Here is a 26,999-nt window from a genome sequence, read left to right as displayed (position 1 = left end):
CTTGTTGGCTATCTACACTTCTCCCAGGAATTATCATGTTTAACCCTAATTATTTGGCATTAAGTATTGCTGCGTCTTTATCTGCTTTTTCTAATATGGCATTTGCAGAGCAAAATAACGATATTGAAAAAATAGAAGTAACTGGCCGTGCCCAGCAATTTTACCTAGAAACCGAAAGTAAAATTGGTACTAAAACTAATTTAGATCTTATTAAGCTTCCGCAATCGGCTCAGGTTTTAACAGAGCAACTTATAATTGACCAAGCAGCTCGTGACATTACCGATTTGTACCGTTCTATTGCGGGAGTGAGCGAATATAGCTACTCAGGCGTAACTTTTCGTGGTTTTAGAGATGACGCAAATGTATTTTACGATGGTGTGCGTGGCGACCCATATTCGGGCTTTGGTGTACCGCAGTTATTTAATGTAGAACGTGTTGAAGTATTAAAAGGGCCAGCCTCTGCTTTGTATGGCGGTGGCGAACCTGGTGGGATGATTAATTACGTAACTAAAAAGCCAAGCTACACACAAAAACGCGAATTAAAGCTTACTTTGGGTAATTACAACACCCGTGGTGCATCACTCGATATGACGGGTGGTTTAAACGATACAATGGCTTATAGATTGGGTGGTTATTATGAAGAGCAAGACAGCTTTCGTAACAATGCAGACTCCGCTAATACCGAGCTAACAGGCGGATTGTTATTTGATTTAAGTGATTCAACAACCTTAACCACAAGTGTTGACTACATAAAACAAGACCTGGGCGGTAACCGCTTACGGGGCGTACCGGTAGATGACAACGGCAACTTTTTAGTTGACCCAAGTTATAACGCTAATGAAGCGGTTGATTATCAAGATATGGAAGCGTTGGTGCTTCAAGCCGAGATAAGTCATTACTTTAGTGATGATTTTTCTTTAAGTACTACGTTTCGTTACATGGATAATGAGCGAGACCAAGCCTACCATGAGTCGCAAAGTTGGGTAGATGTAAACAGTGATGGCGTTGCCAATATTGACGATGAAACGATTAAGCGTGAATACCGTAAGCAATTTCGTGCCAATAAAGAGGCAAGTGTAACCACCGACTTTGTTTATAACTTTGGACAAGGACAATTAACCCATCAGTTTTTATTTGGTGGTGATTACCACACCGTTGATACCGAATATGACTACTTACGTGCCCGCTATGAGGCCGATGGCGTCGCTAATTTAAATATTTTTAATTTAAACTACGGTGAAACCGATCCAAGCACTTATAACCTCACCGATTTAAACCGCGATGGCGTTGATACCGACCGATTTGGTGTGTATGCACAAGACGTAATTAGCATAGGCGAGCAGTGGACTATTATTGCAGGCCTGCGTTACGACCATTTTAAAGAGTTTAATCAAGAAACTGGCTTTAGTTACTCAGATAACGACATAACGCCGCGCGTTGCTGTGACCTACCAACCAGTAGAAAACACATCGGTATATATTAACTACTCAGAGAGCTTTAATCCTACATCGTCAGCCGATCAAGAAGATGTAGAAGGCGAAGGTAATTTAGAACCAGAAACCGGTAAGCAAACCGAGCTGGGTATGAAAAACCAATGGCTCGACGGCAAAATAATGAGCACCTTTGCAATTTACCAAATTAATAAAGAAAACGTGGTAATGAGCAACCCTGACGATACGGGAGCGGGAGATGGCATTGCTGCACTTTTAAATATAGGTGAAGTAGAAAGTCGAGGATTTGAAACAACGCTCGTAGGCGATTTATCAGCGCACTGGACCGTAACGGCTAACTACGCTTACAACGATACGCAAGTGGTAGACGGCGTAACGGGTGATACGCTTTCAAATACATTTGGAGACGGTTCGCGCTTTGCTAATGCACCACGCCACCAGGCAGGTTTATGGACTCGCTACGCACTGGATTCGATTGACTCATCAATTGCCTTTGGTGCAAATTACGTAAGTGAGCAACTTAGTACAAGTGGTCAAAAAGTAAAACCATTTACCGTATTTGATATGAGCTGGACGAGTCGCTTTGACGACGTATTACTGAGTGTAAATATTAATAACCTGTTTGATAAAGAATACGCGGTTAGTGGATTTAGTGAGCGAAACGGCCACTTTCCTGGCAGCCCTCGTGAAATTATTGGGCAAATAACCTACAAGTTTTAATACTTATTAGCGCGAGAGTTACTCGCGCTTTGTTTTAAGTATCGCCTTGCACCTTTTTATCACTATTAAATTTAGCGGCTTCTTGAGTAGTGTTAATAGCCGTAATAGGGAAGGGGATTACAATACCTTCTTTTTTATAGCGTTTATGCAGGGCTTTTATAAAAGCAGATTTTACCCAAAAGCGATTAAAGTATTCTTTAGCTCTAAGCATTACCGTAAAGTTAATGCTTGATCTATCAAAGGTATGAAAAACCACAAAGGTATTGTAATCATCAACGCCCCATTCGTGTGAAATAAGTATTTCGCGAGCCACTTCAAGTGTTACTTGCTCAACAAACTCTAAATCTGAATCGTAATGCACGCTTATATCAACAGGCACGCTTAACTCTTTTTCAGGGTAAAAGTAATTAATAATACGCGACTTAGATAATTGGCTATTAGGTATAATAATCATATTGTTAGGTAGCATTTTAACCCATGTAGATCGCCAGCCTATATGATCAACAAAGCCTTGCTCCTTAGATTCAAGCTCAATAAAATCACCCACCCTTATAGGTTTATCTATTACTAGCTGCACGCCAGAAAAAAAGTTTTCGAGGGTAGGTTGCAAAGCAAGAGCAACAGCTAGTGATGTAATACCTAATGAGGCAATAATGGGCGTAATAGAAATACCTAACGTGCCCATTAATACCAGCAAACCCACTGACGATAATGTAACGCGTATCACGCCTTTAATTATGCTTTTTGAATTAAAAACCACGGCTGATTGTTTACCATAGTAATTAATAGTGCCAATAATAAAGCGGTCTAAAAACATAATAAGTGCAAGCAGCGCTAATACAATATTAATGCTATTAAAAGGGATCTGCTGAGAAATAGAAGTACTAATAATGAAGGTGTCGTGCTCTAAAATGGTGAGCAGCACAATAATTGTGCACAGTGTTAGCGGCTTAGATATTGACTCTATTAGTAAAGTATCGAATATAAATTTGGTTTTTGAAGTCCATTTTTTTAGCCAGTACATTACAAAAAAACGAATTAAAAACAGTAGTATAGCTATAAGTAAAAGGGAGGACGCTGCGCTTAACCAAGGTGTGCTGTTAGAAAATTCCAGCGCTTTATTTAGCATAACTTAAACCTGTTCAATATAGTTTTATATATATTGCAGCAAGTTATGTACCTTTGTTTGGGTAAAAGTAGCTGCCGAGTTTAGTCGGCAGCAAATATTATACTTTTTTGGCTAACCACATACCGCCTAGCACGGCTGCAAAAAACAATAAAAACTCCATTTTAAGAGATACTAATTGAACCAAGCCCGGGCCTGGGCATATACCACTTAAACCCCAGCCTAAACCAAAAAGTACCGAGCCGATAATTAAGCGCGCATCAATTTTTTTTAAATCACTTAAATTAAACGTTCCTGAAAGAAGTGGCTTCTCTTTTTTTGCAACCCATAACCATGTAAGCATCATTATTAGCATGGCAACAGCCATCACTATAATTAAGCTTGCGTCCCATTGGTTTCCATACGTAAGAAAGTTAATCACTTTAGCAGGGTTTGTCATCCCGCTAATAATAAGTCCTAAGCCAAATATAAAGCCTATAACAACCATCATAATTGCTTTCATTATTTATCCTACAAGGTTTGCTGTAATGAAGGCAACAAGCATAAATGTGCATGTTGCAACCCAAGAGCGAGTAGAAAAGCGCGACATGCCGCACACACCATGGCCACTTGTGCACCCATTAGCTAACGTTGTACCAGCGCCAACTAAAAGCCCTGCAACAACAATAAGCCAAGACGGTAATTGCAATTCGCCTTCTAATAAAGATGGCGCAAATACCCTTACAGCGACTCCTGCCAACAATAGCCCTAAAATAAAGTATAACTGCCAACGAGAGTCTGAATTTGCTTTAGCGAATACAGACTTAACAATGCCTGATATGCCCGCAATTTTTCCGTATAAAACCAGTAATAACGTACACGCAATACCTATTAACGCCCCGCCTATTGCAGCCGATACTGGGGTGAATTCTGTTATCATTTTTTAAATTTCCCAAACAATAGAAACGCCTAAACCGGTTTGTTTCATTTCGATTGATAATTGTTGATTAGGTGCTAAGTAGTTAGCACCCGTTACTTTTTTTGCTGGCGAATAAAAAGCCATAGCGTTTAATTGTACCTTGTTGGTAAAAGAATGGCTAAAGCCAGTAGTAAAATGCCACTCTTGAACACCCGGCGCTAAAATATTTAATATAACTTGAGAAGAAGGAATAGGCTGCTCGGTGTAAGACACCCCAAAACGAATCTTTTGTTGCGATGTACGCTGCCATTGATACCCAAGCTTATAAATAGTCATATCGTTCCAGCCAAACCCAGCTCCTGCATCAACCCCTAAAGGTGCTAACATCAAGTTACTGATTGGATTTGCAATACTTTTTACTTCGCTGTAATTTATTTTTTGCCAATCAAATACAACCTGATTACTTGGGGTAAGCTTGTAGGCTGCGCCAAGTTGAAACGAACTTGGCAGATCAAATCCGCCTTGCTCTGCAAACAAACCTTTATAGCTATCAAACTCTTGCATAGACACTGATGAGCGGTAACTTGCCCCCCAGCTTAATGACGAATTTATATCTTGGCTAATACCTAGTTGAATGCCTAAGCCTGTGCTTGTATCGGTGCCATTATTTGTAAGCGCTTCTGGTGATTGCGAAAAAGGAGCAAAGTTTCCAAGCCCCTGTGCTTCAAACTGTTGCACCACGTAAATAGGGGATACACCAAGGCGTGTTTGTTCATTCAACTCATAGCTTACTGTTGGACTAATAAAGAGTTGTTTTAAATCAACGCCCGTCGTACCAGCGTAAAAAGTCCCCACAGGAGAGGATTCTGCGCCGTACTCGGTATTCATACCGCCGTTGCCATACACTAATAAACCAATATTTACTTTTTCATTTAATTGATGGCCAATAGCAAACTCTGGAATTGCAAATACGGTGTTGTCGCTTTTTTGTGTTTTTGCTTCAAGATAAAATGCACCAGGGTAAAAAGTATCTACTTTTGATGCAGTATATTTTCGTTCAGGTGAAAAAAGCTCTAAGCCCAGTGATAGCTCTGTTCCGTTAGGTAAAAAGGTTGCTGGATTATTAGCGCCAGACATTAACTCTTCTGACAGCGCTACACCTGCGCCAGCCATGCCTTTGTGGGTCATGCCATAGCCGTGAGTAAAATAACCATTAGTAGCAAATGCACTGGACGAACCTAACGCACACGTTAAAGCTAAGCCTGAAATTAACTGTTTTTTCATTTTAGTAAATACATAAAGTTGGAATGGGCGGACAATAGCTAATTTTTGATATTCTAAAAAGGAATTTAAATAGATTAGTTATAATAAAAGGTAATACGGCAATGATTATATGCGCTAACGTATTGAGCTATAGCGATATTTAAGTATGCAATCGGTAGCTATACACTTTGGTATTAAAATTTTGCTGGTAAAAGGAGCGTTTACGTATCAACAGCAGTTTAAAATATATTTATTAATTAACGTTTAGGTTATTTAAACAATCATTATTAAATGGCGCTATTGTATGTAAAAGCAAAGCGGCGATTAATATCACCGCTTTTAAAAATCACATAGATTCGAGCGTTTTACCGCGTGTTTCTTTAATGTATTTAACAACAAAAAATATGCTTATAAGTGCCGATAACGCATAAAAGCCATAAGCGCCTGCAAGTCCAATGTTAGCCAGCATAATAGGGAAGGTCATGGTAATTGCAAAGTTAGCAATCCATTGTGCGCTAGCCGCAACAGCAAGGGCAGCACCACGAATACGGTTATTAAACATTTCGCCTAATAATACCCATACAATTGGGCCCCAACTTAAGCCAAAAAATACCACAAATAAGTTAGCCATAATAAGCGCAAACGTACCCATGTTATCGCTAAGTGCAAGTTTGCCTGCTTCATCAAGGCCTGCACTGCCAAATATATAAGTAAGCGCGCTTAAGCTGATAAACATACCAATACTGCCTACTAATAGCAGTGGTTTACGGCCAACTTTGTCAACTAGGGCAATGGCAATAAAAGTAGATACAATATTAGTAGTGCCCGCTAATACATTTATAAATAGCGATTGCGATTCGTCAAACCCAGCGGCTTGCCACAGCTCAGAGCCGTAATAAAACACCACGTTAATACCCACAAATTGTTGAAACACACTCAGCGCCACACCCACCCAAACAATTGGGTGTACTTTTTTACTGCCATCAATAAATAAATCGCGAATACTTGGCTTTGTATCGCTATGCAATGAGCGTTTAACATCGCTTATTTGCGCATCAACATTGTCGTTCGATATTTTACTAAATACCGATTTTGCATCGTCTACTTTACCTTGCGCCACTAAATAACGAGGCGACTCGGGAATAAACAAAACACCGATTAAAAACAACACAGCAGGCACAAGCTCAGCCCAAAACATCCAGCGCCAAGCGGCTATATCAAGCATTAAAATATTTTGCGCGCTGCCTGCTGCATCAGCAATTAAGTAGTTACTTAAAAAAGCAGCAAATAAACCCAATACAATAGCGAGTTGTTGCAATGTAGCTAAACGACCACGAAGTGCTGGTGGCGCAACTTCAGCAATGTAAGCAGGCGCTAATACCGATGCCGCACCAATACCTAAACCACCAAATAAACGGTAAAAAATAAACTCCGCAGAGCTTTCGCTAATGCCCGAACCAAATGCACTAATGGCAAAAATAATCGCGGTGATGATCATAATTGCACGGCGACCAAACTTATCAGCCAGCGGCCCCGCAGCCAGCGCACCTAGGGCGCACCCTAGTAACACAGACGCTACATTAAAGCCCGTAGCTACACTGCTTGAATTAAATGCATTACCGAGTGCCGACACCGTGCCGTTAATAACGCCCGAGTCAAAACCAAATAAAAAGCCACCAATAGCAGCAACGGCAGAGATAAAAATTACGTAAAAAAGTGAGCACGTGTTTGATGTGTGCGCCGAGCTATTATTCCTCGGCGATAAAGATGATGTCATGATTGTGTGTCCTGATTTTTATTATTGTGTACTGTACTATATTGAAGCGCTTGGATCTGCGTAATTTAAACGAATTTTATCTGGGCTAATTCTTTCATAACTAATATTAAAATTATTATTTAATACTTCTAATAAGCCCTTAACATCGCCTGTTTTAAACATACCAGCGACTTGTACCCTTGTTAAACGCTCATCATCAGAAAGCTCAAAGTCTATATTCGTATATCGACTAATCTCGGCCATGGCATCGGCAAGAGATTCGCCTCTAAAAATAAGGCTTCCTTTACGCCAAGAAAGACTAGCCGCTACATCTATAGGGTCTACTTTTTCAACGTGCTTAGCTATTTTACCTTTGAAACTTAAATCGAGCTTTTCACCTTTAGAAACTGCTGTAGAGTTATTTGATAAATATTTACCAAGCTTATTTGTTCCATTTTTTTGGAGGTTTGATGGTTGCGAACTAGTTTGTTCGGCAACAAGCACTTTGCCATCAGTGACTATTAACTCTATTTGTTTTTTACCCACTTCAACATTAAACGCAGTGCCTACTGCCTGAATAACTTTATCACCAGCAATAACACTCAAAGGCCGTGTCTTATCATGCGCCACATTTATATGTATCTCGCCCCGCAGTAAGTTAATTACTCGAGAGTCTCGGGTATATCTTATTTGTACAAAGCTATTAGTGTTTAATGTGATTTCACTTTTATCTGGCAAAATTATGTCTTTGCTTTCACCTACACCCGTTTGAAAGTTAAGTTGCTTAGCGACAACAGCTGACTGATTAACGGGATAAAAAAATGAAAAATTAAATGCTTCTTGAAAAAAGCTAAGTGCAACAGCCAATAAAACAGAAGCGGCCGTTGCACCTAACCACACAGGGAGGCGTTTTTGTCTAGATTGTGATTGCGGGAATAGATCAGATAAGCGGCTAAGTTCACCCATCTTGTCCCATAGGTGTGCAACTTCAAGCAATACTTCGACGTTTTTATATGACTGAGCTAACCATAGCTGCAATGCGTCTTTTTCGGGTTTAGTTAAACCTCTATCGAGCTTGGCAAGCCATTCACTAGCACAATCAAGGCGTGCGTCTTCGACGGCCTTATTATTTCGTTCGCTTATATGGTGGACATTACTCATGACTACCTCCAGCACTTTTTTGTGAAGAAGAGTTCGGTTTGCCATACACACTTTTTTCAGATTGACGCATAAACTGCGTACAACGTTTTACGCCGGTTGCTATATGTTTTTCCACGGTACTTTCACTAAGGTTTAATTGAGCAGCAATTTCTCGCTGCGAATAACCATACACTTTTTTTAATACAAACACTTTACGGCATTGAACAGGCAAAAGCCTGACAGCTTCACAAAAATTTGAAAATTCGCAATCGGTTAGCGCATTTTCGTACATTTCGTCTTTCTGATGTTCTGCTAAGAGTTGCTCTAATGCTTCCATGTTGTCGATACTATCGACTAGTCGTATATTGGCTTGCTTTTGATAATCGAGCGCTAGGTTACGCGCCGTTTTATAAATAAAAGATTTTGGTGAGCTAATGTTTTCAGTGTTTTTTATTTGACAAATTCGCACGTAAGTTTCTTGCACAATGTCTTCAATTTCATGTGGAGGTACTATGCGTGCCACTACATTTGAGAGACCTTTGCGCGAGGCCAGATAAGCCTTATAAAATAGTGTGTCTTTTGTCATTGAGTGTGTGTCTCGTGTGTGTGTGGTTTTGGCAATTGTTGTTATTGTTTTGCCATTACAGCTTAAGACGATTGGTAATAAAAAATCCGCTACTCAATTTTAAAATAAATTGTTTTTCTATTTGTAAAATTGCAGGCACTATCAATCCTTGTTGTTAAAAGCTTGTAATTTGAATACCAAGTGTACTACAGTTTTTCAAATTATTAACACGTATAGGCTAGCTCTATAATTATACGTGTTCATATAACCAATTAATTAATATAAAAATATATTTAACTTTTTTAGTTGAAACCCCACAACATTTTTTTTGCACACCAAAAAATAATAAAGGTTTAGTAATAATAAGTATGGCTAGTCAAAAAAATAAATTATTTGAAAAAAATAAAAAATATTTATGGAGGAAAATAAAAAGTCACTCGTCTTCATTCTGTGTATGGCCAAAAACTATACGCATGGAATGTATACATTTGCCACTTTGTTTACCGCTATATGTGCTTGTTTTTAGCTTAGTCACCACAGAGGTGAAAGCGAGCTCGGTGGACGAAAAAGCAATGTTTAACATTCCTCGACAAAGGGCCGATTTATCGCTAATAAACTTTGCCGAGCAAGCCGATATTACTTTGCTTTTTCCGTTGGATAAAATTCAACAGTTACAAACAAATACTATTACTGGCGAGTATTCAATAATAAATGCATTACAGATTTTACTCGACAGTACCGGCTTGCAAATGCAAGTTAGCGAAGATGGGCAAATTTCTATTTTAATAGACCCTAGCTTCGAGAGAACTGACAACATGGCTAACTATAAAAAAAATGGCGTGTCGAGTGCTGTACTAGCTGTATTAAGCACAATGGCAACCCTTCCTGCAGTTGCAGAAACAGCAGTACAAGATCCAGAAATAATAGAAGTACGCGGAATTAGAGGCTCGCTTGGTCGAGCCATGGATGCAAAAAGAGAAGCCGGTGGCGTGGTTGACTCCATTTCAGCAGAAGATATTGGTAAATTTCCTGACACAAATTTAGCCGAGTCTTTGCAACGTATTACTGGGGTTTCAATAGACCGTTCAGGCGGCGAAGGGCAGCTTATTACGGTGCGTGGTTTTGGCCCGCAGTTTAATACTGTACTAGTAAACGGACGCCAAATGGCATCAGAGAATCAAAGCCGTGCATTTAGCTTTGATACCATTGCATCAGAATTGGTTAAAAGCCTAGATGTATTTAAAACCTCAACGGCCACTATGCAATCTGGTGGTATTGGCTCAACAGTAAACGTTAATACGGCGCGTCCATTTGCGATTAGTGGCTTTAAAATAGCGGGTAGTGTTAAAGGTATTTACGATGAAAATAGCGAAGAAACCACACCAGAAATTTCAGGGTTAATTAGTAATACATTTAATGATGACACACTGGGTTTGTTGTTTGCCGTTTCTCGCCAAGAGCGCGAAACACGCTTAAACCAAGCTCAAGTAGATGGATGGCTCGAAAACGTCGGTGTTTCAAACCCGCAAACTCAAAGTGGGCAAGCTTACAGTGGTAATATATTTTCGCCACGCAATTATGATCACAAAGTTACTACAGAAACACGCACACGCACTAATGCCAACTTAGTTATTCAGTATGCGCCATCAGATGATTTAGTGATTACTGCTGACGCACTTTACTCCGATTTTGATGTAGAGGCCGATACAACTTCATACGGGCACTGGTTTACAGCACCAAACTTAGAAGGCTTTGGTGATGCAGCGGGGCCAACTGTTGACGAAAATGGCACTGTAGTTGATTTATACCAAGAAGTTGGTCTTGCCACCGATATGCACGCTAAAAAGTTTGACCGTCTAACAAATTCAAGTGCACTTGGTCTTAATTTTGATTGGCATGTAAACGATAACTTAAATATGAAGTTTGATTTGAGCCACTCAAAAGCCGAGCGTGAGGCTAATAATGGCGGTGGCGATCAGCTATCGTTGATTGGCTATGCTAACCGAGTGCGCTTTGAAGTAGACGGTGGCATTTTGCCTTACGCCAGTGAATTTTCCTCAGCTAACCCTAATATTTATAGTGGCCAACAAGAACTGAATGGTGTGGCTTACGATCCAGGGGTAACGCCTGATGGAGTGTCTAATCATTTAGATACAGCAAATAGCCGAGCACATGTAATGCTCCGCCGTGGTTGGGCTGTTGAAGATACTGTTGATCAATTTCGTTGGGATAGTGTATGGAATAACGAAGGTACATCGGGGTTAATCGCGGTTAAATTTGGTGCCATGTATTCAACTGAAACTAAAAACCTTGATCGTTGGGACAACGAAGGCGTAGGTATTCACTGTACCTTTTGTGGTTACCCAGATGACCCAAGTATGGATGGCTTAGCGCAATTTGTATTTGACGCAGGAGATGACTTTTTAGGTGATGTGAGCGGCAGCGGTCGTATGCCAACGTCATGGCTTGCACATGATGGAGAGGCAAACTTTGCGTACCTTGAGCAAATAGCTGCGGCGAATGGTCAGCCTATTAGTTTTGATGCAGTTAAACGCAATAAATCGTTTGAAATAACAGAAGATACATTTTCATTTTACACTGAATTTGACTTTGAGGCCGAGCTAGCTGGCATGCCGTTATATGCATCTGCTGGTTTTAGATACGAAAGTACCGATGTAAAAGTAAAAGGCACAGATGAGCCAGTTAGCGCGCTAACTATTTTAGATAAAACCGAGATGTTGGCTAACTTTGGTGCAGTAAAAAATATTTCATCAAGCTCAGATTACGAAGCTATTTTGCCTAACTTTAGTGTAAAGCTTGAAATTAATGACGATTTGATAGCCCGTGCTGCCGTATCACAAACGATAACGCGCCCAACGCTCGATAGTATGTCGCCAGTGACTGTTATCGAAACTACTCGCCAAGGTGGCAACTTAACATCAAGCTCAGGTAATCCTGCACTTGAACCATTTACCTCCGATAACTTAGATTTATCACTAGAGTGGTACTACGCCGACGCAAGTTACTTATCAGCTGGTTACTTTAGAAAAAACGTTGCTAACTTCATTATAAACACCACTGAAGACTTAACGTTCGAGCTTGCTGGTGGTGGGTTACTTACAGACCCTTCTACAGGCAATGATGTAGATAACTCTGATGCTGCCGACTCTACAGCCGTGTTTACCAATACGTTACCAAATAATAGCGAGTCGGCAATTGTTGACGGCTGGGAGCTGGCTCTACAGCATAGTTTTGATAGTGGCTTTGGTTTTATGGTTAATGCGACATTTGTAGACAGCGATGCAGAACTAGATCCTGCAGATATAACTCAAGTATTTGCATTAACAGGCTTAAGCGACTCTTATAATGTGGTTGGCTTTTATGAGAATGGCCCATTTCAGGCGCGTTTAGCCTATAACTGGCGTGATAGTTTTGTACAGTCGCTTACGCAGTTAAATGGTGATGGTGTCACTATAGTGGAAGACTATGCACAACTCGATGCCAGTGGAAGCTATGATATTACCGAAAATGTATCGGTGTTCTTTGAAGGTATAAACTTAACCGAAGAATACGTACACAAACGTGGTCGCTTTTCTAATCAATTACTAATGGTTGAAGATAGCGGGCGACGTTTTGCGTTAGGTGTTCGTGGAAGTTTCTAACTTAAATAATAAAAGTGGCTTTTACATTTAGTAGTAGCCACTTTTTAAATATGCCTTTATAGGTAACAAGTATGAACCAGAAAAATAAAAAAATAAAAACAGTGGTTGTCATTGGTGGTGGTATAGCAGGCTGGCTAACAGCAGGTCGATTAGCGGCACATCATAAGAGTAATACGCCCGATGGTCTTAACGTTGTGCTAGTTGAATCTCCAAATATACCAATTATAGGTGTTGGCGAAGGCACGTGGCCCACTATGCGCAGTACATTAATAGCGCTTGGTATTAGCGAAACCGATTTTATACGCGAGTGTGAAGCAAGCTTTAAGCAAGGAGCAAAATTTGCCAAATGGGTGGATGGCAGCGATGATGATTTTTACTATCATCCATTAGTTCTGCCGCAGGGCTTTTCAAAAACCGATATGGCAGGGCATTGGTTAAATAACACAGCAGAGTCAACGTCTTTTTCAAACGCAGTGTGTTACCAAGAAGCTATTTGTGAGCAAGGGCTTGCCCCTAAAACAATTTGTACACCAGAATATGCTGCTATAGCCAATTATGCCTACCATTTAGACTCTGTAAAATTTGCTGTTTTTTTACAAAAACACTGTACGCAGCAGCTTGGCGTTAAACATATTTTAGCCGATGTAACGCAGGTCAATAGTGCTAAAAATGGCGATATTGCAAGCGTTACCACAAAACAACAAGGTGAAATTAGCGGTGATTTATTTGTCGATTGCACCGGCTTTTCATCATTGTTATTAGGCGAGCATTACAAGGTTCCCTTTAAGCCCTGCGATGACGTGCTGTTTATTGATACCGCCTTAGCAGTGCAAGTCCCTTATGAGGATGAAGATGAGAGCATTGCGTCTCACACAATTTCAACTGCGCAAGAAGCTGGTTGGATTTGGGATATAGGCTTGCAACACCGTCGTGGTGTTGGTTATGTGTATTCCAGTAAATATAGTACTGAAGCCCAAGCAAGAGAAAAACTCAAAGAGTACGTGGGCGATAAAATCGATTCACTCACCATCAGAAAAATCCCTATTAAAAGTGGCCATCGCTCACACTTTTGGCAGAACAACTGTGTTGCAGTTGGGCTTTCGGCTGGCTTTTTGGAACCGCTTGAAGCTTCTGCATTGGTATTAGTAGAAATGTCAGCGCAGATGATCAGCGAACAACTCCCCCACACCCGCGATATTATGGATATTACCGCCAAGCGCTTTAATGAGACGTTTAGTTATAGGTGGGAAAAAATAATCGACTTTTTAAAGTTACACTATATTTTATCAACCCGTGACGATAACGCATTTTGGAGCGATAACAGAGACCCAAAAACGATTCCTCAAAGCCTACAAGATCTAATGAAATTATGGCAATACCGCGCCCCTGCTGACCACGACTTTACAAGTAACAATGAGGTGTTTCCAGCGGCGAGTTATCAATATGTTTTATATGGTATGGGCTTTAAAAGTGACTACAGCACAACTGCCTATATGCTTAAAGACACTGTTTTTGCTAAAAGTCAGTTTGATAAAAATAAAAGCATGATAAACCAAGCAGTCACTAACTTACCTAGTAACCGAGAATTGTTAAATAAAATTAAGAATCATGGCTTTAGCACTATTTAGCTTAAAAATTTACACATAAAAACAATAAAGAGACACACATGGAAAATTTAGTCGCATTAGAGCAAAGTGCTCATCAGCATATAAAAATAGATACACAAAAAGCACAATCACACGCTGAAAACATTAATATGATCCCTGTTGTTATGGCGGAACTTAATCAAATTGCCGTTCAGCAGCCTATAGTTTTTGCAAAAAACTCAGAAACAGGGGAGTTTACACTCAATGCTTTATTAGGCTTTGAGCAACATGAGAACTTGTTTTATCAGAACTCGCAGTGGCAGGGCGTGTATTTACCGCTTCAATTACAGCGTCAGCCATTTTTTGTTGGTGATACTCATGCGCAGCAAACTCAATACCCTGTGTGTATTAATTTAAATAGCCCAGCAGTCGTTAATAATCGAGCGCAAAGCCAGAATAATTTAGAACCAATTTATACCCAAAGCGCAGAAGAAAGTAGCTATTTCAAACAAATAAAGCAGTGTTTAGGGCATTTACTACAGGGCGAAATAGACAATAAAAAGTTAATTGATACCTTGTTACAGCATGATCTACTGCAGCCATTATCGCTTGAGGTAACGTTTCAGAACAGTCAAAAAACAAAGTTAAACGGCCTATACACTATTAACCAAGAAAGACTCGCACAACTTAATAGTGATCAAATTACGCTTTTACATCAAAGCGCTTTATTACCCGCTATTTATACTGTTATAACCTCACTTGGCCAAATATACCCATTGATAGAGCGTAAAAATGCAGTGCTTAATTTAGCCGATGATTGATTTTAAACTAAACGAAAATACGGCGTTACACATACATACTGTAGGGGAAGAGAAAACCCCAATTATTGTTATTGATGATTTTGTAAATAATGTAGATGCGCTTATTAATTTTGCTGTGTTTTCTCAAAGTGCTAGAGAATCGTTTTGCGCACAAGAAAGTGATTTTTACCCAGGAGTAAGAAAAGCAGCACCGCTTAGTTATATCGAGCGGTTAAAAGCGCTTGCGCCAATTATTAATTCGCACTTTGATATGGCGGATAAAAGCGAGTTTGATGTAATTCTTTCTGCTTTTTCAATTGCATGCACTGAGCCTGATAAGCTCAGGCCAATACAAATGCTCCCTCATTTTGATACACCTAATATGAATCAACTTGCTATGGTGCACTTTTTATGTGATGAAACTCATGGTGGCACTTCATTTTATAAGCATAAATCCTTAGGGTATGAACGTATAACAAAAGAGCGGCTTATGCTTTATAGGCAAGCTATTAAGCAACAAGCCATGGCGCAAAAGCTTCATAAAAATCCACAATATATAAATGGAAGTACAACTTTGTTTGAGCAAGTTTACAGAGTAGAGGCAAAGCTAAATCGCGCAGTTATATACCCAAGTAACTTATTGCATTCCGGTAATATAAACGCGTCTAATGGTTATGCCTGCGACCCAGTTAATGGGCGTTTAACTATTAGTAGCTTTGCTGTTTTACGCTAGCTTTTTTATTACCGACTAAAACTCTCAAAGTACTCTTTTTACAGCTCTATAGTGAGTGCTTTAGGGCGAATGCCTTGTACTAGGTTGTATACCTCTTCTTATGTGTAACCTGTCGAATTTAAAATAAGTGCAGCGACCAACCCTGTGCCGCAGGTGCCACCTTTGCAATGTATGGCAATGGTTTGTTTTTGTTGTATGGCTTGTAATATGTCGCTTTTTACATTTAGTGCTTATTGACTCTACATTATTTTGATATGGCAACTATAAGCATTACCGATTACAAGTTTAAGATTGAATAATAAGCATAAATACTAGATACTGTTTTTATATACAGTTATGGCGATATTATGAAAAAAGAATTACCAGCAAAATACTATTTAGCGCATTTTAGAGAGCTTATTGAGTTTGTAACTAGTAAATGTATGCATTTACTTGAGCCTAAACATAGTGAATTTATTAGTAAAATTAACCAGCTAGATGAACAAAGCCAGTGCATGTTGGCGCGTGTGTACTCGCGAAAGCCTTATTTGGTGCAGGCGCAATCGCTTAATTATGAAGAAATAACATCACCGCATCAGGCTATTTATACGCTTAAAAAAGCCGATATTTTATTTGAGCCAAACGAGCAGCATTATTCGCAGCTTTTAGCGCACTTAACCAAACCTTCTTTGGTTGAGTTGCTAAGTAATTACGACGAGCAAATAAGCTTTAAAAAGAGCGCCGGTAAAGGCGCGCTGGTGGATATTGCGCGTGAGTTTTTTAAAGCATGCCCACAAGAGCTTGCGCCACTTTATAGCCAGTATGTAATTAATAACCGCAGTGATTACTACGAGTATTTTGAGTTTTTATTTGCAGGCAAACTAAGCAGTGGAGATGTGAATCATCAAAATCGTTTTGTAATGCGAGACTTAGGCTTAACCGCTACACGCGAAGGGCACAGTGAGAGCTTGTCACGCTTTGAAACACTTGACGAAGCGCAATCAAACTATTTATTAAACCGTTACCGGTTAGCATTTAAAAATATAACAGATGAGAGCGACTATGTTGCTTTAGCGTCACAGGTTTTAGTGCAAGCTGCACATGGTGCAATAGCTGTTGCATTAAAAAATAAATTATTAGTTAGGCTTTATAGGCAGCTAAAAGCAGTTGATAGCGAACTTGCTTTTAGCTTACTAGAAGGGTGCGCGGATGATAGCGAAGCACAAGAAATTCAAATAAGAGAGCAATACAGGCTTGGCAATAAAGAGTGGGTAAAAGCTCGATTAGAAGCCATTATCGAAAACCCACTTACTGATGATTTACTGTATTTTGCTGACGATTTTTTAATGCGTAAGTTTAATAAAAAAACACGTTCGCGTTTAAGTGCAATGCTTGCCGATACTCAGTGCGTGCTAGAAATAGATGAACTGTACCGAGGTGAAGTAGAGCAGGGCGTAAACGATTATTATACTCGCCAAGGTATGGCTGTATTTAATACCGAAAACATGCTTTGGCAAAGTTTATTTGGTTTAGTATTTTGGCATGAGTTATTTGTGGAGTCGCCTTATCCACCATGCAATGAGTTTGATATTTATCCGCAAGTATTAAGGCTTGGTAATTTTTATGAAGCGCAGCAAACACAGATAAATGAGCGCTTAGCACAGTGTCAAACGCCACAAGCATTACTTAATTTGGTATGCAAAAATGCAGCGCAATACTTTGACCAACCTAACGGCTTGTTTAGATGGCGCAGCAATTTATTAGAGCCACTAGAGGCGCTCATTTTAAACAGCCCACTTGAGGCATTAATTACTCATTTAACAGCCATGAGTAAACATTATTTACAGCTAAAAGACGGCTACCCCGACTTAATGGTAATTAATAATGGCCAAGTACATTTTGAAGAGGTAAAAGCCCCGGGCGATAAGATTAGGCGCAACCAACTTACCACCATAGATAATTTAAAAAATGTGGGCTTTACAGTACATATTGCCGCAGTTAAATGGTTTGTAGATCCAAACCGTGTTTACAGCGTGGTCGATATAGAAACCACGGGCGGCTTAAAAGGCGGTAACCGGATTACCGAAATTGGCGTAGTTAAAGTACAGCACGGTAAAGTAATTGATACCTGGACGAGCTTAGTTAACCCCGAGCGCCATATACCTGGCTTTATTACGTCATTAACCGGTATTAGCGACAGTATGGTTTACAACGCACCTGTATTTTCCGATATAGCCAAGCCGCTATTAGATAAACTCGCAGGCAGTATTTTTGTAGCCCATAACGTTAATTTTGACTACGGCTTTATTAAAAAAGAATGCGAGATGGTAGGGCACTTTTTTAAAATGCCAAAAATGTGCACCGTGGTTGAATCGCGCAAAGCGTTTAAAGGCTTAAAGTCGTATTCGCTTGGTAACCTTAGCGCGCATTTTAATTTAAATTTAACCAGCCATCACCGCGCATTGGCCGACGCAACCGCCACTGCTGAGCTGTTATTGCTGATCCAAAACAGTGAAACGCTAACGCCGTAGGGTATTAGCTTACCTTTAAGTATTTGAAATTTAGTTAATAAGTGGTTTTATTGTAATTTTTTAATTTATTTTGGAATAAAGTGTTTTTGTAAATCGTCTTCTTTATGTCAATCCGACAAACTAGAGGACAAAACAATGACTAAATTAAATAAAATTGTAAGCGTAATGATGTTAAGCGGTGTGTGTACTTTTACAGGTGCAGTGCACGCCGCTGATATTGAAATATCTCAGTCAACGTCGGCGCAGCAACAAACATCTACATCTATTGCGCTTTCACAAAACGGTTTAACAGCCAGTGGTAGCAATGATACAAACGCATCTAGCAATACACAAGTAACGGCTGATGACTCGCAAAATACAGATTCAACGGCAAATAATACACAAACCCCATCGCAAGAAAGCAGCGAGGCCGCAGAGCCTGCAAATTCATTAGTTGCCTCTGCCAGCTCATCTTTAAATAACGCATTAAATGCATCGGCATCGTCTTTAAATACCACAGGCAATACCACAGTCAATACAGCGCTTGATGCAACAGCGCAGTTAACCTCATCGGCGGGTAATTTAACGACTGCAGTGAGCCAGTCGTCATTACTTGGACTTACCTCTGATCAAGCCGCTCAGCCTGATACTACCGATACACCAACAAGTGCCTCTTTACTTTCAAACGTGGGCAGCGCTACCGATTCAGTAACTCAAGCTGATGCAGCGAGTGCGCTTACAAACCAATTAGCAATTACTAATACGGCTGCAAACTCAGTGAGCTCTGCACTGCAAGTAGGTGATGCAATTAATACCAGTAATGAAGTTGTAAGCAGTGTTCAGCAATCTTTAATTGCCAGCGTGCAAGATAGTACGGTTAGCAGTTTACAAAGTACGGTACAGCAAAGTGTTAGCGGGCAGGTGAGTGCAGCGGTCACTGATCAAATTAGTAACGATGTAGCACTTAGCACCGCAAGTGAAGTAGTTACCAACATTACTAACGATTTAGACTTAGGTCTTTAATACGCCCTAAGCGTGTTTGCACAAATGCCGAATAGGGAAACCTATTCGGCCTGTTGGAGAATAAATATGAAAGCAGTTATAACCGCCACATTGTGTGTTTTTAGTGCCCAAGCGGTGCTTGCACAAACCAACCACGTTAAAACACCTGAGCAAAATAAACCCTTTAAAAGTAGCTTTGAGCTAAATGCAGATGCAGAAGTTGGGGTATTAAGCAATTCAGCGCTCTCTGTTCAGGAGCTTGACGATATTTCGTCGCAAAGCGACAGCGGCATAAAAACCGCAGCCGGTGTTAATGCAAAATGGCAATTAACCAAAGGCGCTAAATTAACTTCAAGCTACCGGTTTGAACAGCAAGACTACGATGAATTTGATCAATACGATTTAGACCTTCATCAATATGGTTTAGATGGCAGCTACAGCTTTAATAGCCATGAGGTAGGGGTTCGTTACGATGGCACAAAAGCAAATGTAGATGGCGAACCATTTTTACATTTTAATCAAGCCAGCGCTTACTATGGCCATTTTTTAAACCCGCATACGTATTTACGTATGAGCATAAAAAACAAAGCTAAACGTTTTGCTACTGCAAAAGCACGTAATGCTGATGGCGTAGGTGCCGATGTAGCGCTTTATCATTTTATAAATAATGGGCAAACCATGCTAATGGCAGCGCTAAGTGCCGATAAAGAAAACGCCGACGACAACCAGTACGACTTTAACGGCTACGGTTTTACGACTAAAGTTACGCACAAATTTACGGCCTTTAATGTGGCTAACAAAGTAGGGGCTGGCTGGCGTTATCAAAATAAAGATTACGACGAGCAAACAACGGATGACTTTTTTGAGCAAATACCGTCGCGAGATGAGCACCGAAATGTAGTTAATGCGTTTTATAACGTAGCTGTGTTTGAGCACGTAACACTAATAGCCGAGGCTGAATATGGCGATTACCAATCAAAGCTTAGTAGCAATACCTATACTCAGTCGGTTTTATCGGCGTCAGTTAAAGTGCACTTTTAGGTGGGTAAATGGCGCCATAACCAAAGGTGGTGTCTTTGCCTTGCTCGCCTAAATCGACGGCCAGCGATGTAAGCTCGTTAAGTGCTTTGGTTTTATTATTACCATGCTTTAATAATAAACAACTTAATGCCGCGCTTACATGCGGTGCCGCCATTGACGTACCCGACTCCCTACCAAATTTTCCATTGCCTTGGCTTGTAACAACATTTACACCAAGGGCTGTAAAGTCTATGTAATCGCCTTTATTTGACCATCTATAAATGTGGTTTTTTGAATCGATAGCACTTACCGCTATCACGCTTTTATACGCACCTGGGTATAACGGCTGCGACGCCGGCCCTTGATTACCCGCAGCAGCTACAATTAATACGTTTTGTTTTATTGCTGCAGTAATACTTGCTTCTAAAATTGCGTTATTTGGCCCCGTTAGGCTCATATTTATTACGGGTATTTTATTACTAACTAGCCAGTTAAGTGCTTCTACTATGGCAAATAAAGTAGCCCCTTGTGCATATTCAGATTGCCTATAAAACACCTCGGCACTGTAAAGCTTGGCACTGCCTAAAAGCGGGTTAAGTTTTGCGCCTTTACCTGTAATTAGCCCTGCAATGGCGGTGCCGTGTAAATTTGGCGAGCTTAACCCTTTAGGTAAAAAGCTTTGCGTGGTGATATTGGCGCCTCTAAAAGCACTGTGTTTGGTATTAATAGCGCTGTCGATCATGCCAATTTTTACGCTTTGTGTGCAGTAAGGAGCAACAGGCTTATTTTGTGTTACTTTCACGCTAGGCTCGCCTGTTTGCGCTTGGTAAATGTGGTTTCGGTCAAGTATTGCAGACTCATCTAAGTTAAGCGCTTTTAATAACTCACTTTTAGAATTAACACCTTGGGGTACGTTAAAGCGCACTAAGCTCATGTTAAGTGCGTTGTAATTTTTTACCGATACAATGGTTACATTTTGCTGCTTTAGGGTATTAAGTTGTTGGCTATTTGCCATTAATAACCATTGGCGCTCTATTGCTCTAAAGCCGTTTTCAAGCTCTACTTCAACAAATGCAGTGTTTTGGCTATTTATATTAATGTTAAGCACATTAGGTAAGCTGCTAATTGGCTCACTTATTTGAGCTTTTAGTTCATCAATCGATATTTGTGGTACAGGCACTGGAAGCGGCAGGCGTTGTGCTCGCTCTATAGTTTGTTCAATACGCTGCTCTATTGGGCTTAGCTGCCCAAGCACCTGATCGACTCTTACTATGTTGGCTGAACTCGTTGCGCTAAATATGCAAAGCGAGGCGGCTATTATGTGTTTAACGCGTGTGTTTTTAATATTCATAGTGGGTTACTTCTATTAAATTTATCATGCTGGTTAGTTAACGTTTAACACATAGAAATATTTCATTATTTTAAATTATTTTGATTATTTGGGAATAAATGTTTTTTTGAATCGTCTTCTTTATAAAAGGGGTAAAAATCAATGAACGAAACTCTAAAAACCTTATTGCCCATGCTTAGGCGTTTTGCCTATTCGCTAACGGGTAGTAAAGCAGATGCAGACGATGTAGTGCAAATAACAATTGAAAAACTATTAGTAAAAGGCATTCCGGATGACGTTGAGCCTGCTAAATGGGCATTTAAAATTTGCCGTAATGTGTGGATAGACGAATACCGCTCACGCAAGGTAAGGCAAAATACGGCTCAGGCCGATATTTTACCAGAGCCAATAACAAGCAATGAACACGACACACTCGAAAACAAACAAATGCTTAAACATGTAAATACAGCACTTGGGCAGTTACCTGAAGAACAACGCGCCATAGTATCGCTGGTGGCAGTGCAGGGCATGGCCTATAAAGAAGTAGCACATACGCTAGATATACCTATAGGCAGTGTAATGAGTAAATTATCGCGCGCACGCAGTACACTTTATAACTTAATAAAACCCGACTTTAAAAAGGAGCAAGTATGAACATTAACGACGAAACTCTTAGCGCCTTTTTAGACTCAGAGCTAAGCGAGCACGAAATGGAGCAAGTGCGTAAAGCCCTTGAAACCGATGATGCGCTAGTAATGCGACTTGCAGAATTTAGCGAAGTAGACATGCTAGCAAAGGAGCACGCAATAAGTATTGACGACGCACCACTTAGTGACTCATTAGCTAAAACGGTTGCAAAGCTTGATGCAGCTACTACAAAAAACACGTTAAACAGCAATGTAGTGACGTTAACGCCTTGGCAAAAGGTTAAGCAATCGGCTAATAAAAGTTTAGCAATAGCAGCAAGCGTTGCTGTGGTATTTGGTATTGCAATGACGAGCTATTTACAACCCAGTGAGGCGCAAAACTTAGTAGCCAGCAATACCGCATCAGCCCTTAACACACAACTAAGTAGTGGTGTGTTTGAGCAAAGTGATGGCTCAGTATTTAGTGCGCAGCTTAGTTTTAAAAATCAGCAAGGTGAGCTTTGTAGGCAGTATGCACTAAGCTCAAATAATACAACGCAAACAAGCATTGCTTGTAAAACGCAAAGCGGTTGGCAAATTAAAGCGCAAACAGCCGCGCAGCAAAGTGATAATAGCGCGCAATATCAAACGGCGTCTAACAACAGTGAGTTAGATGCTGTTATAGATAGCATGATCAGCGGCGCACCACTAGATAGAGCGCAAGAGCAGCAAGCAATTAGCGCAAAGTGGCAGTTAAACAAATAATAATGTGTATAAAACGAGGTGAATTATGAAAACATCTATTTTAATTATCAGTATTTTACTTATGGCGGGCTGTGCATCTAAACCTGATTACCGCGCCGCGAATAATGGCTCACAAGGTTACAGCGAGCAAAAAATTAGCGACGATCAATACCGAGTAGAATTTAAAAGTGTGTCAAACAACGTAGCCGATGCCGGTGACTATGCATTATTGCGCGCGGCTGAGCTTACACAAGCGCAAGGCTACGACTGGTTTGTTGTAACTAATAAAGAAACCTTTGTTGAGTCTAAATCGCAAGCCCCCACGTCATCTATTAGTGCATCACAAAGCCAGCAATATGAGCGAAGCTGTGGTTTATTAACTTCCGAAACACGCGCTAGCCCAACAAGCAGCGTAGGCGTACAAGTGAGCAATAATGATAAACGCAAAGAAGTGCACACCCTGATTGATATTAAAATGGGCAAAGGTATAAAGCCAAGCGAGAACAGCTTTAGCGCCCAAGACTTAATTGAAAACTTAAGCAAAAAGGCGCAAAAGTAAGCGTTTGGTAAAAGCGCTTGATATAAGTACTTAGCTTGTTTTAGCTAAGTGCTTTTTTCGTGGTAAGAAACCAGTAACCAGCATAGTGCCTACAATTACAAATAGTGCGCCTAGTAATGTATTTGGCCCTATTTGCTCATCTAAAAATAAATGCCCCCAAAATATGCCAAATAATGGAATTAAAAACGTGACTGTTAACGCTGAGGTTGGGCCAATATCGTCGATTAATTTAAAAAATAAAATATAAGCAAGGGCGGTACATACTACGCCCAGTACTAATACACCTAGCATAATGTTGGTGCTTGGTATTTCTCGTATTGGCATAAATAAGATAAGCGGTAATACCATAAAGCTCGAAGCCCACATTGAGCCATGGGCATTATCGAATGGGGCCAGTTTAGGCGCGTTTTTAGTGTAATGCGATGCAATGGCATAGCAAAGTGAAGCACTCAATGCTGCTATTATAGCCATTATTGATTGGCTATTTAATACAAAATGATTTTGCCCAACGAGTATTGCAACGCCTATTAAGCCAAGTAGTAAACCAAGCACCATACTTTTATTGGGCTTTGTTTTCGTCCATAAAATTCCAACGACAACACCCCATATTGGTGTTGTCGAATTTAAAATTGAGAGTGTGGATGCGCTAATAGTTTGGGCTGCGTAAGCAAAAAATAAAAACGGAAGGGCAGAATTAAACGCGCCTATAATAAAAAAGTGTTTTTTGTGTTCAGTAAAGGCTAAGCGGCGTTTTAAATACAAAGCAACAATAAATAAAGTAACTGCAGCAAAGCCTACTCTAAACTCAATTAATACCGCAGGCCCCAAGCTGTTAGCTGCCATTCGCATAAATAAAAAAGAAGCGCCCCATATAGCGGCCAGAAAAAATAATCGCAGTAAACTTGCTAAGCTCATGATAGTATTTTAATTAAGCTGATTGGTTTTTAGAATAACAGGGTTTATAAAAAGTGTAAGCCATATTCGGAACTGGCATATAAAAATAATAAATTAAGGATAAGAATGAAAACGTTCTCAGTAGTTTCTATGGTATTTATCACTTTTTTGGGTGGATGTAATTCAAGCTCAATCAACCTTTACAGTGATACCACCATGAAAAAGAATGAATACAATGGTATTAAAGCGTATCGAAAAGGACAGTTTGAGGCCGCTTTCAATTATTTAAAAGAGCCTGCTGGGCTAGGCTATAAAAGCGCACAATACACGTTGGCGTTTATGTTTTTGAAAGGCCAATACTTGGAGCAATCTACTAAACTAGGGATGGGCTGGCTAGGCGTTGCAAAAGAAGCGGGGGTTGAAAATTGGTCTGCGCAATACGATGTATTTTACAGTGCAGCGACTACGCAGCAAAAACAACAAATAGACGAAACAGTTGCGTTGTATATAACGCAATTTGGCGTTAAAGCACAAAATATGACCTGTCGGCGTTCAACTTCGCCTAGGCGTACATTTGGTGAAGTTAAAATTGATTGCACTAAGCATGAAGGTAGCGTTACCGAGCACGACATACAAATAATAGAATAGAGTTATGACTTTTCTAGCTTCTTTTCAAAGTCGCTTTTAACAATATCGAGTGCTTTTAAGACCTCTTCTGGAGCAACATCGTGTTGCTCTAGTATCATAATTAAATCTACTGCAAGTTTAATATGTGTAGGGGCTTGATCAAGTGGGCTTGTCATTTAACTCTTTCTTTTTTGATATCTGGCTAATGGCAACATTTATTGCTGTTTGCACACGTTGTTCCATATGTATGCGTTCTGATTGCGGTAAATAAAACGCCATATCTACATCATAGCGAATATATCGTGGCGGGAGCTGATTTAGTACCGTACAACAAAAGTCAGCCATTACATCTTCATCATATTTTTCATCAAGTTTAAGTTTGATGATTTCTTCAACTACAATCTTTTCGTAATAGTTGTGTATGTCTTCGTGTAATCGCATATTCCCACCGCTTTAAAATAATCCGTTTAACTGAGTCTATACTAAGGCTTACTATAAATCGATAGCGGCTTTAAATAGTTGTTTATGAACATTAATTAGTGAACTCAAATTACGCTGATAACCGCCGCCTAAAGCGCACATTAGTGGGATTTGATGTTGCTTACAGAAGTTGAGAACAAACAAGTCGCGCTCATATACGCCATTGAGCGATATATTAAACAAGCCTAACTCGTCTTTAGTGTAAATATCAACGCCTGCATTATACAAAATAATATCAGGGTTATGTATGCGCACGCAAAAATCGAGTGCTTGCTTTAATGTAGCAAGGTACTCATCGTCGGCTGTTTTAGCGGGCAATGCAAAATCGTAAGTGGACTCTTGCTTATTACGAGGAAAATTTTGTTCACAATGAATTGAGCAGGTAATAATTTGGTTATGGTTTTGAGTGATTTTTGCTGTGCCATCGCCTTGGTGTACGTCGCAATCAAAAATTAAAACAGTGTCGGCTTGCTCTGTATTTATTAAATGTGCTGCTGCAATAGCTAAATCATTAAAAATACAAAAGCCACTGCCAAAATCACTATGAGAATGATGATAACCACCGCTTAAATTGAAGGTTAGATCGTGACTAAAAGCCGCTTCAGCAGCTTGAATACTCCCGCCAATAGATAAAAGAGTAAGCTCTACAAGTTGTTGCGAATAGGGAAATCCCATCTTTTTTATTGCTTTATCGCTTAGTGTTCCATTTAAAAAGTCATCTATATAACGTTGGCTATGACATAGCGCAAGTTGAGATACGGTTACTTTTTTAGGCTCTTGAAAGTGAATAGCCGAAACACCTAGATTTTCTATTTCGGTTTTAAGTAACTTATACTTTTGAATAGGGAATCGATGACGTTCTGCAAGGATAAGGTCTGAATACAATGGATGATAATAAAGCTGCATAGTAAAGTGCGGCTTAACGCAGCTGCTGTTTTTCTACTTGTTGTATTTTATCCTCAGTGGCAGAAATTGCTTTTCTGCAGCGGCCTAATCGAGCGTGTGTGCTTAATATTTCAAGGTTAAGCTTTTGTGCTTTAGCTGGCGAGGCTTTATCCATTTGCATTTTACGCTCTTCAATCATGAGCACTAAACGGCGTTCAAACTCATGGTTTTGTTTTAATTCGTCGTAAAGCTCGTGTGATGATTGCATTATTTTTTGTACCGCTTGCTTATAAACGGTTTGCTTAGGGCGTGGTTTATAATGGCTTTTGTTTTCTTTAACCCAAATAGGCGTTGATTTAATAACGTTGAATACAGCTTGTACCTGAGCTCCTATACGTTCAAGCGCGTAGGTATAAGCATGGCGATGCTCACTTGGCGGTAATCTTGATACTTCGTCTTCTATTTCTATTACGTAATCGACTAGATTCATGCTTTTTGTACTAAAAACTGCGCGGTCAAACAAGCTAGGTTGCGCCTGCATGTAGCGATTTTTAGAAAAAAGTTTAGCTTTATCAAATTGCTCAGCTTGTTGTTTTAGCGTAACAACTTGTTGACGTAGTTTATCTAAAGCCATTGAATGCAT

General features: G+C 39.9%; 25 protein-coding genes and 1 pseudogene. 12 read left to right on the top strand and 14 right to left on the bottom strand.

Annotated features, from left to right (window positions below):
• The first annotated feature begins 35 nt into the window (after window positions 1–35).
• The gene (locus CXF64_RS12870; RefSeq protein WP_101217212.1) at window positions 36–2,171 is read left to right on the top strand and encodes a TonB-dependent siderophore receptor; all 2,136 of its coding nucleotides are present in this window, start codon (window positions 36–38) and stop codon (window positions 2,169–2,171) included.
• Window positions 2,172–2,205: 34 nt separating this feature from the next.
• Here CXF64_RS12870 and CXF64_RS12865 read toward each other — a convergent pair whose 3' ends face one another.
• The 7 genes from CXF64_RS12865 to CXF64_RS12835 all read right to left on the bottom strand — a co-directional run bounded on the left by CXF64_RS12865 (window position 2,206) and on the right by CXF64_RS12835 (window position 8,940).
• The gene (locus tag CXF64_RS12865) at window positions 2,206–3,300 is read right to left on the bottom strand and encodes a mechanosensitive ion channel family protein (protein WP_101217211.1); all 1,095 of its coding nucleotides are present in this window, start codon (window positions 3,298–3,300) and stop codon (window positions 2,206–2,208) included.
• Between the two features lie 97 nt (window positions 3,301–3,397).
• Window positions 3,398–3,799 carry a DUF6691 family protein gene (locus CXF64_RS12860; protein WP_002958285.1) on the bottom strand — a complete coding sequence of 134 codons (402 nt, stop codon included), beginning with the start codon at window positions 3,797–3,799 and terminating at the stop codon, window positions 3,398–3,400.
• A gap of 3 nt (window positions 3,800–3,802) precedes the next feature.
• A complete protein-coding gene (locus CXF64_RS12855; protein ID WP_082007390.1) occupies window positions 3,803–4,216 on the bottom strand; it encodes a YeeE/YedE family protein in 414 nt (137 codons plus the stop codon).
• 3 nt (window positions 4,217–4,219) lie between these two features.
• Complete coding sequence (locus CXF64_RS12850) at window positions 4,220–5,479, bottom strand: OmpP1/FadL family transporter (protein WP_101217210.1); 1,260 nt, start codon at window positions 5,477–5,479, stop codon at window positions 4,220–4,222.
• 325 nt (window positions 5,480–5,804) lie between these two features.
• Window positions 5,805–7,235, bottom strand: a complete 1,431-nt coding sequence (locus CXF64_RS12845; RefSeq protein WP_101217209.1) for a sugar porter family MFS transporter — start codon at window positions 7,233–7,235, stop codon at window positions 5,805–5,807.
• A 36-nt stretch (window positions 7,236–7,271) separates the two neighbouring features.
• The gene (locus CXF64_RS12840; protein ID WP_101164372.1) at window positions 7,272–8,375 is read right to left on the bottom strand and encodes a FecR family protein; all 1,104 of its coding nucleotides are present in this window, start codon (window positions 8,373–8,375) and stop codon (window positions 7,272–7,274) included.
• The gene (locus CXF64_RS12835; RefSeq protein ID WP_024590760.1) at window positions 8,368–8,940 is read right to left on the bottom strand and encodes an RNA polymerase sigma factor; all 573 of its coding nucleotides are present in this window, start codon (window positions 8,938–8,940) and stop codon (window positions 8,368–8,370) included. Before CXF64_RS12835 ends, CXF64_RS12840 begins: the two co-directional genes overlap by 8 nt.
• Before the next feature lie 347 nt (window positions 8,941–9,287).
• Between CXF64_RS12835 and CXF64_RS12830 the strand changes: the two genes are divergently transcribed.
• The 4 genes from CXF64_RS12830 to CXF64_RS12815 all read left to right on the top strand — a co-directional run bounded on the left by CXF64_RS12830 (window position 9,288) and on the right by CXF64_RS12815 (window position 15,700).
• A complete protein-coding gene (locus CXF64_RS12830) occupies window positions 9,288–12,581 on the top strand; it encodes a TonB-dependent receptor (RefSeq protein WP_024592088.1) in 3,294 nt (1,097 codons plus the stop codon).
• Window positions 12,582–12,652: 71 nt separating this feature from the next.
• Window positions 12,653–14,209, top strand: a complete 1,557-nt coding sequence (locus CXF64_RS12825; RefSeq protein ID WP_024590761.1) for a tryptophan halogenase family protein — start codon at window positions 12,653–12,655, stop codon at window positions 14,207–14,209.
• Between the two features lie 38 nt (window positions 14,210–14,247).
• Window positions 14,248–14,988: a SapC family protein gene (locus tag CXF64_RS12820; RefSeq protein ID WP_024590762.1), complete on the top strand. Its 741-nt coding sequence runs from the start codon at window positions 14,248–14,250 to the stop codon at window positions 14,986–14,988.
• Window positions 14,981–15,700 (top strand): DUF6445 family protein, encoded by a 720-nt coding sequence (locus tag CXF64_RS12815; RefSeq protein ID WP_024590763.1) that lies wholly within the window; start codon window positions 14,981–14,983, stop codon window positions 15,698–15,700. Before CXF64_RS12820 ends, CXF64_RS12815 begins: the two co-directional genes overlap by 8 nt.
• Before the next feature lie 38 nt (window positions 15,701–15,738).
• Here the strand turns inward: CXF64_RS12815 and CXF64_RS20975 are convergent.
• Window positions 15,739–15,918 (bottom strand): annotated as a pseudogene (locus tag CXF64_RS20975) (protein phosphatase); the annotation flags it as partial.
• A gap of 129 nt (window positions 15,919–16,047) precedes the next feature.
• Between CXF64_RS20975 and CXF64_RS12805 the strand changes: the two are divergent.
• The 3 genes from CXF64_RS12805 (at window position 16,048) to CXF64_RS12795 (ending at window position 20,232) form a co-directional block, all read left to right on the top strand.
• Complete coding sequence (locus CXF64_RS12805) at window positions 16,048–18,210, top strand: exonuclease domain-containing protein (protein ID WP_232783802.1); 2,163 nt, start codon at window positions 16,048–16,050, stop codon at window positions 18,208–18,210.
• A 135-nt stretch (window positions 18,211–18,345) separates the two neighbouring features.
• A complete protein-coding gene (locus CXF64_RS12800) occupies window positions 18,346–19,212 on the top strand; it encodes a hypothetical protein (protein WP_101217207.1) in 867 nt (288 codons plus the stop codon).
• A 66-nt stretch (window positions 19,213–19,278) separates the two neighbouring features.
• Window positions 19,279–20,232, top strand: coding sequence for a surface lipoprotein assembly modifier (locus CXF64_RS12795; protein WP_024590766.1), 954 nt, complete (start codon window positions 19,279–19,281; stop codon window positions 20,230–20,232).
• On the opposite strand, the gene CXF64_RS12790 is transcribed toward CXF64_RS12795, so the two are convergent.
• Window positions 20,216–21,562, bottom strand: coding sequence for a S8 family serine peptidase (locus CXF64_RS12790; protein ID WP_101217206.1), 1,347 nt, complete (start codon window positions 21,560–21,562; stop codon window positions 20,216–20,218). The two genes, CXF64_RS12795 and CXF64_RS12790, sit on opposite strands and share 17 nt — an antisense overlap.
• 141 nt (window positions 21,563–21,703) lie before the next feature.
• On the opposite strand from CXF64_RS12790, the gene CXF64_RS12785 reads away from it, so the two are divergent.
• Genes CXF64_RS12785 through CXF64_RS12775 form a run of 3 tightly spaced genes read left to right on the top strand, consistent with a single transcriptional unit; the run spans window position 21,704 to window position 23,470 of the window.
• A complete protein-coding gene (locus CXF64_RS12785; protein WP_101217205.1) occupies window positions 21,704–22,195 on the top strand; it encodes an RNA polymerase sigma factor in 492 nt (163 codons plus the stop codon).
• On the top strand, window positions 22,192–22,932 hold the full coding sequence (locus tag CXF64_RS12780) for a hypothetical protein (RefSeq protein ID WP_076924427.1): 741 nt from the start codon (window positions 22,192–22,194) through the stop codon (window positions 22,930–22,932). Before CXF64_RS12785 ends, CXF64_RS12780 begins: the two co-directional genes overlap by 4 nt.
• Window positions 22,933–22,957: 25 nt before the next feature.
• Window positions 22,958–23,470, top strand: coding sequence for a CC0125/CC1285 family lipoprotein (locus CXF64_RS12775; protein ID WP_101217204.1), 513 nt, complete (start codon window positions 22,958–22,960; stop codon window positions 23,468–23,470).
• A gap of 30 nt (window positions 23,471–23,500) precedes the next feature.
• On the opposite strand, the gene CXF64_RS12770 is transcribed toward CXF64_RS12775, so the two are convergent.
• Entirely contained in the window at window positions 23,501–24,385 is an 885-nt protein-coding gene (locus CXF64_RS12770; RefSeq protein ID WP_101217203.1) for a DMT family transporter, read from the bottom strand.
• A 105-nt stretch (window positions 24,386–24,490) separates the two neighbouring features.
• Here CXF64_RS12770 and CXF64_RS12765 point away from each other — a divergent pair, with 105 nt between their 5' ends.
• Entirely contained in the window at window positions 24,491–25,012 is a 522-nt protein-coding gene (locus tag CXF64_RS12765) for a sel1 repeat family protein (RefSeq protein ID WP_007584047.1), read from the top strand.
• 2 nt (window positions 25,013–25,014) lie between these two features.
• Here CXF64_RS12765 and CXF64_RS12760 read toward each other — a convergent pair whose 3' ends face one another.
• Genes CXF64_RS12760 through CXF64_RS12745 form a run of 4 tightly spaced genes read right to left on the bottom strand, consistent with a single transcriptional unit; the run spans window position 25,015 to window position 26,999 of the window.
• Window positions 25,015–25,167 (bottom strand): DUF2496 domain-containing protein, encoded by a 153-nt coding sequence (locus tag CXF64_RS12760; RefSeq protein WP_101217202.1) that lies wholly within the window; start codon window positions 25,165–25,167, stop codon window positions 25,015–25,017.
• Window positions 25,151–25,432 carry a late competence development ComFB family protein gene (locus tag CXF64_RS12755; protein WP_024590772.1) on the bottom strand — a complete coding sequence of 94 codons (282 nt, stop codon included), beginning with the start codon at window positions 25,430–25,432 and terminating at the stop codon, window positions 25,151–25,153. Before CXF64_RS12755 ends, CXF64_RS12760 begins: the two co-directional genes overlap by 17 nt.
• Before the next feature lie 51 nt (window positions 25,433–25,483).
• Entirely contained in the window at window positions 25,484–26,377 is an 894-nt protein-coding gene (locus CXF64_RS12750) for a histone deacetylase family protein (RefSeq protein WP_101217201.1), read from the bottom strand.
• A gap of 13 nt (window positions 26,378–26,390) precedes the next feature.
• Window positions 26,391–26,999, bottom strand: coding sequence for a primosomal replication protein (locus CXF64_RS12745; protein WP_101217200.1), 609 nt, complete (start codon window positions 26,997–26,999; stop codon window positions 26,391–26,393).

Source organism: Pseudoalteromonas sp. GutCa3 (assembly GCF_002836155.1).
GTDB lineage: Bacteria > Pseudomonadota > Gammaproteobacteria > Enterobacterales > Alteromonadaceae > Pseudoalteromonas > Pseudoalteromonas arctica.
This window is presented reverse-complemented; position numbering and strand designations above follow the sequence as displayed.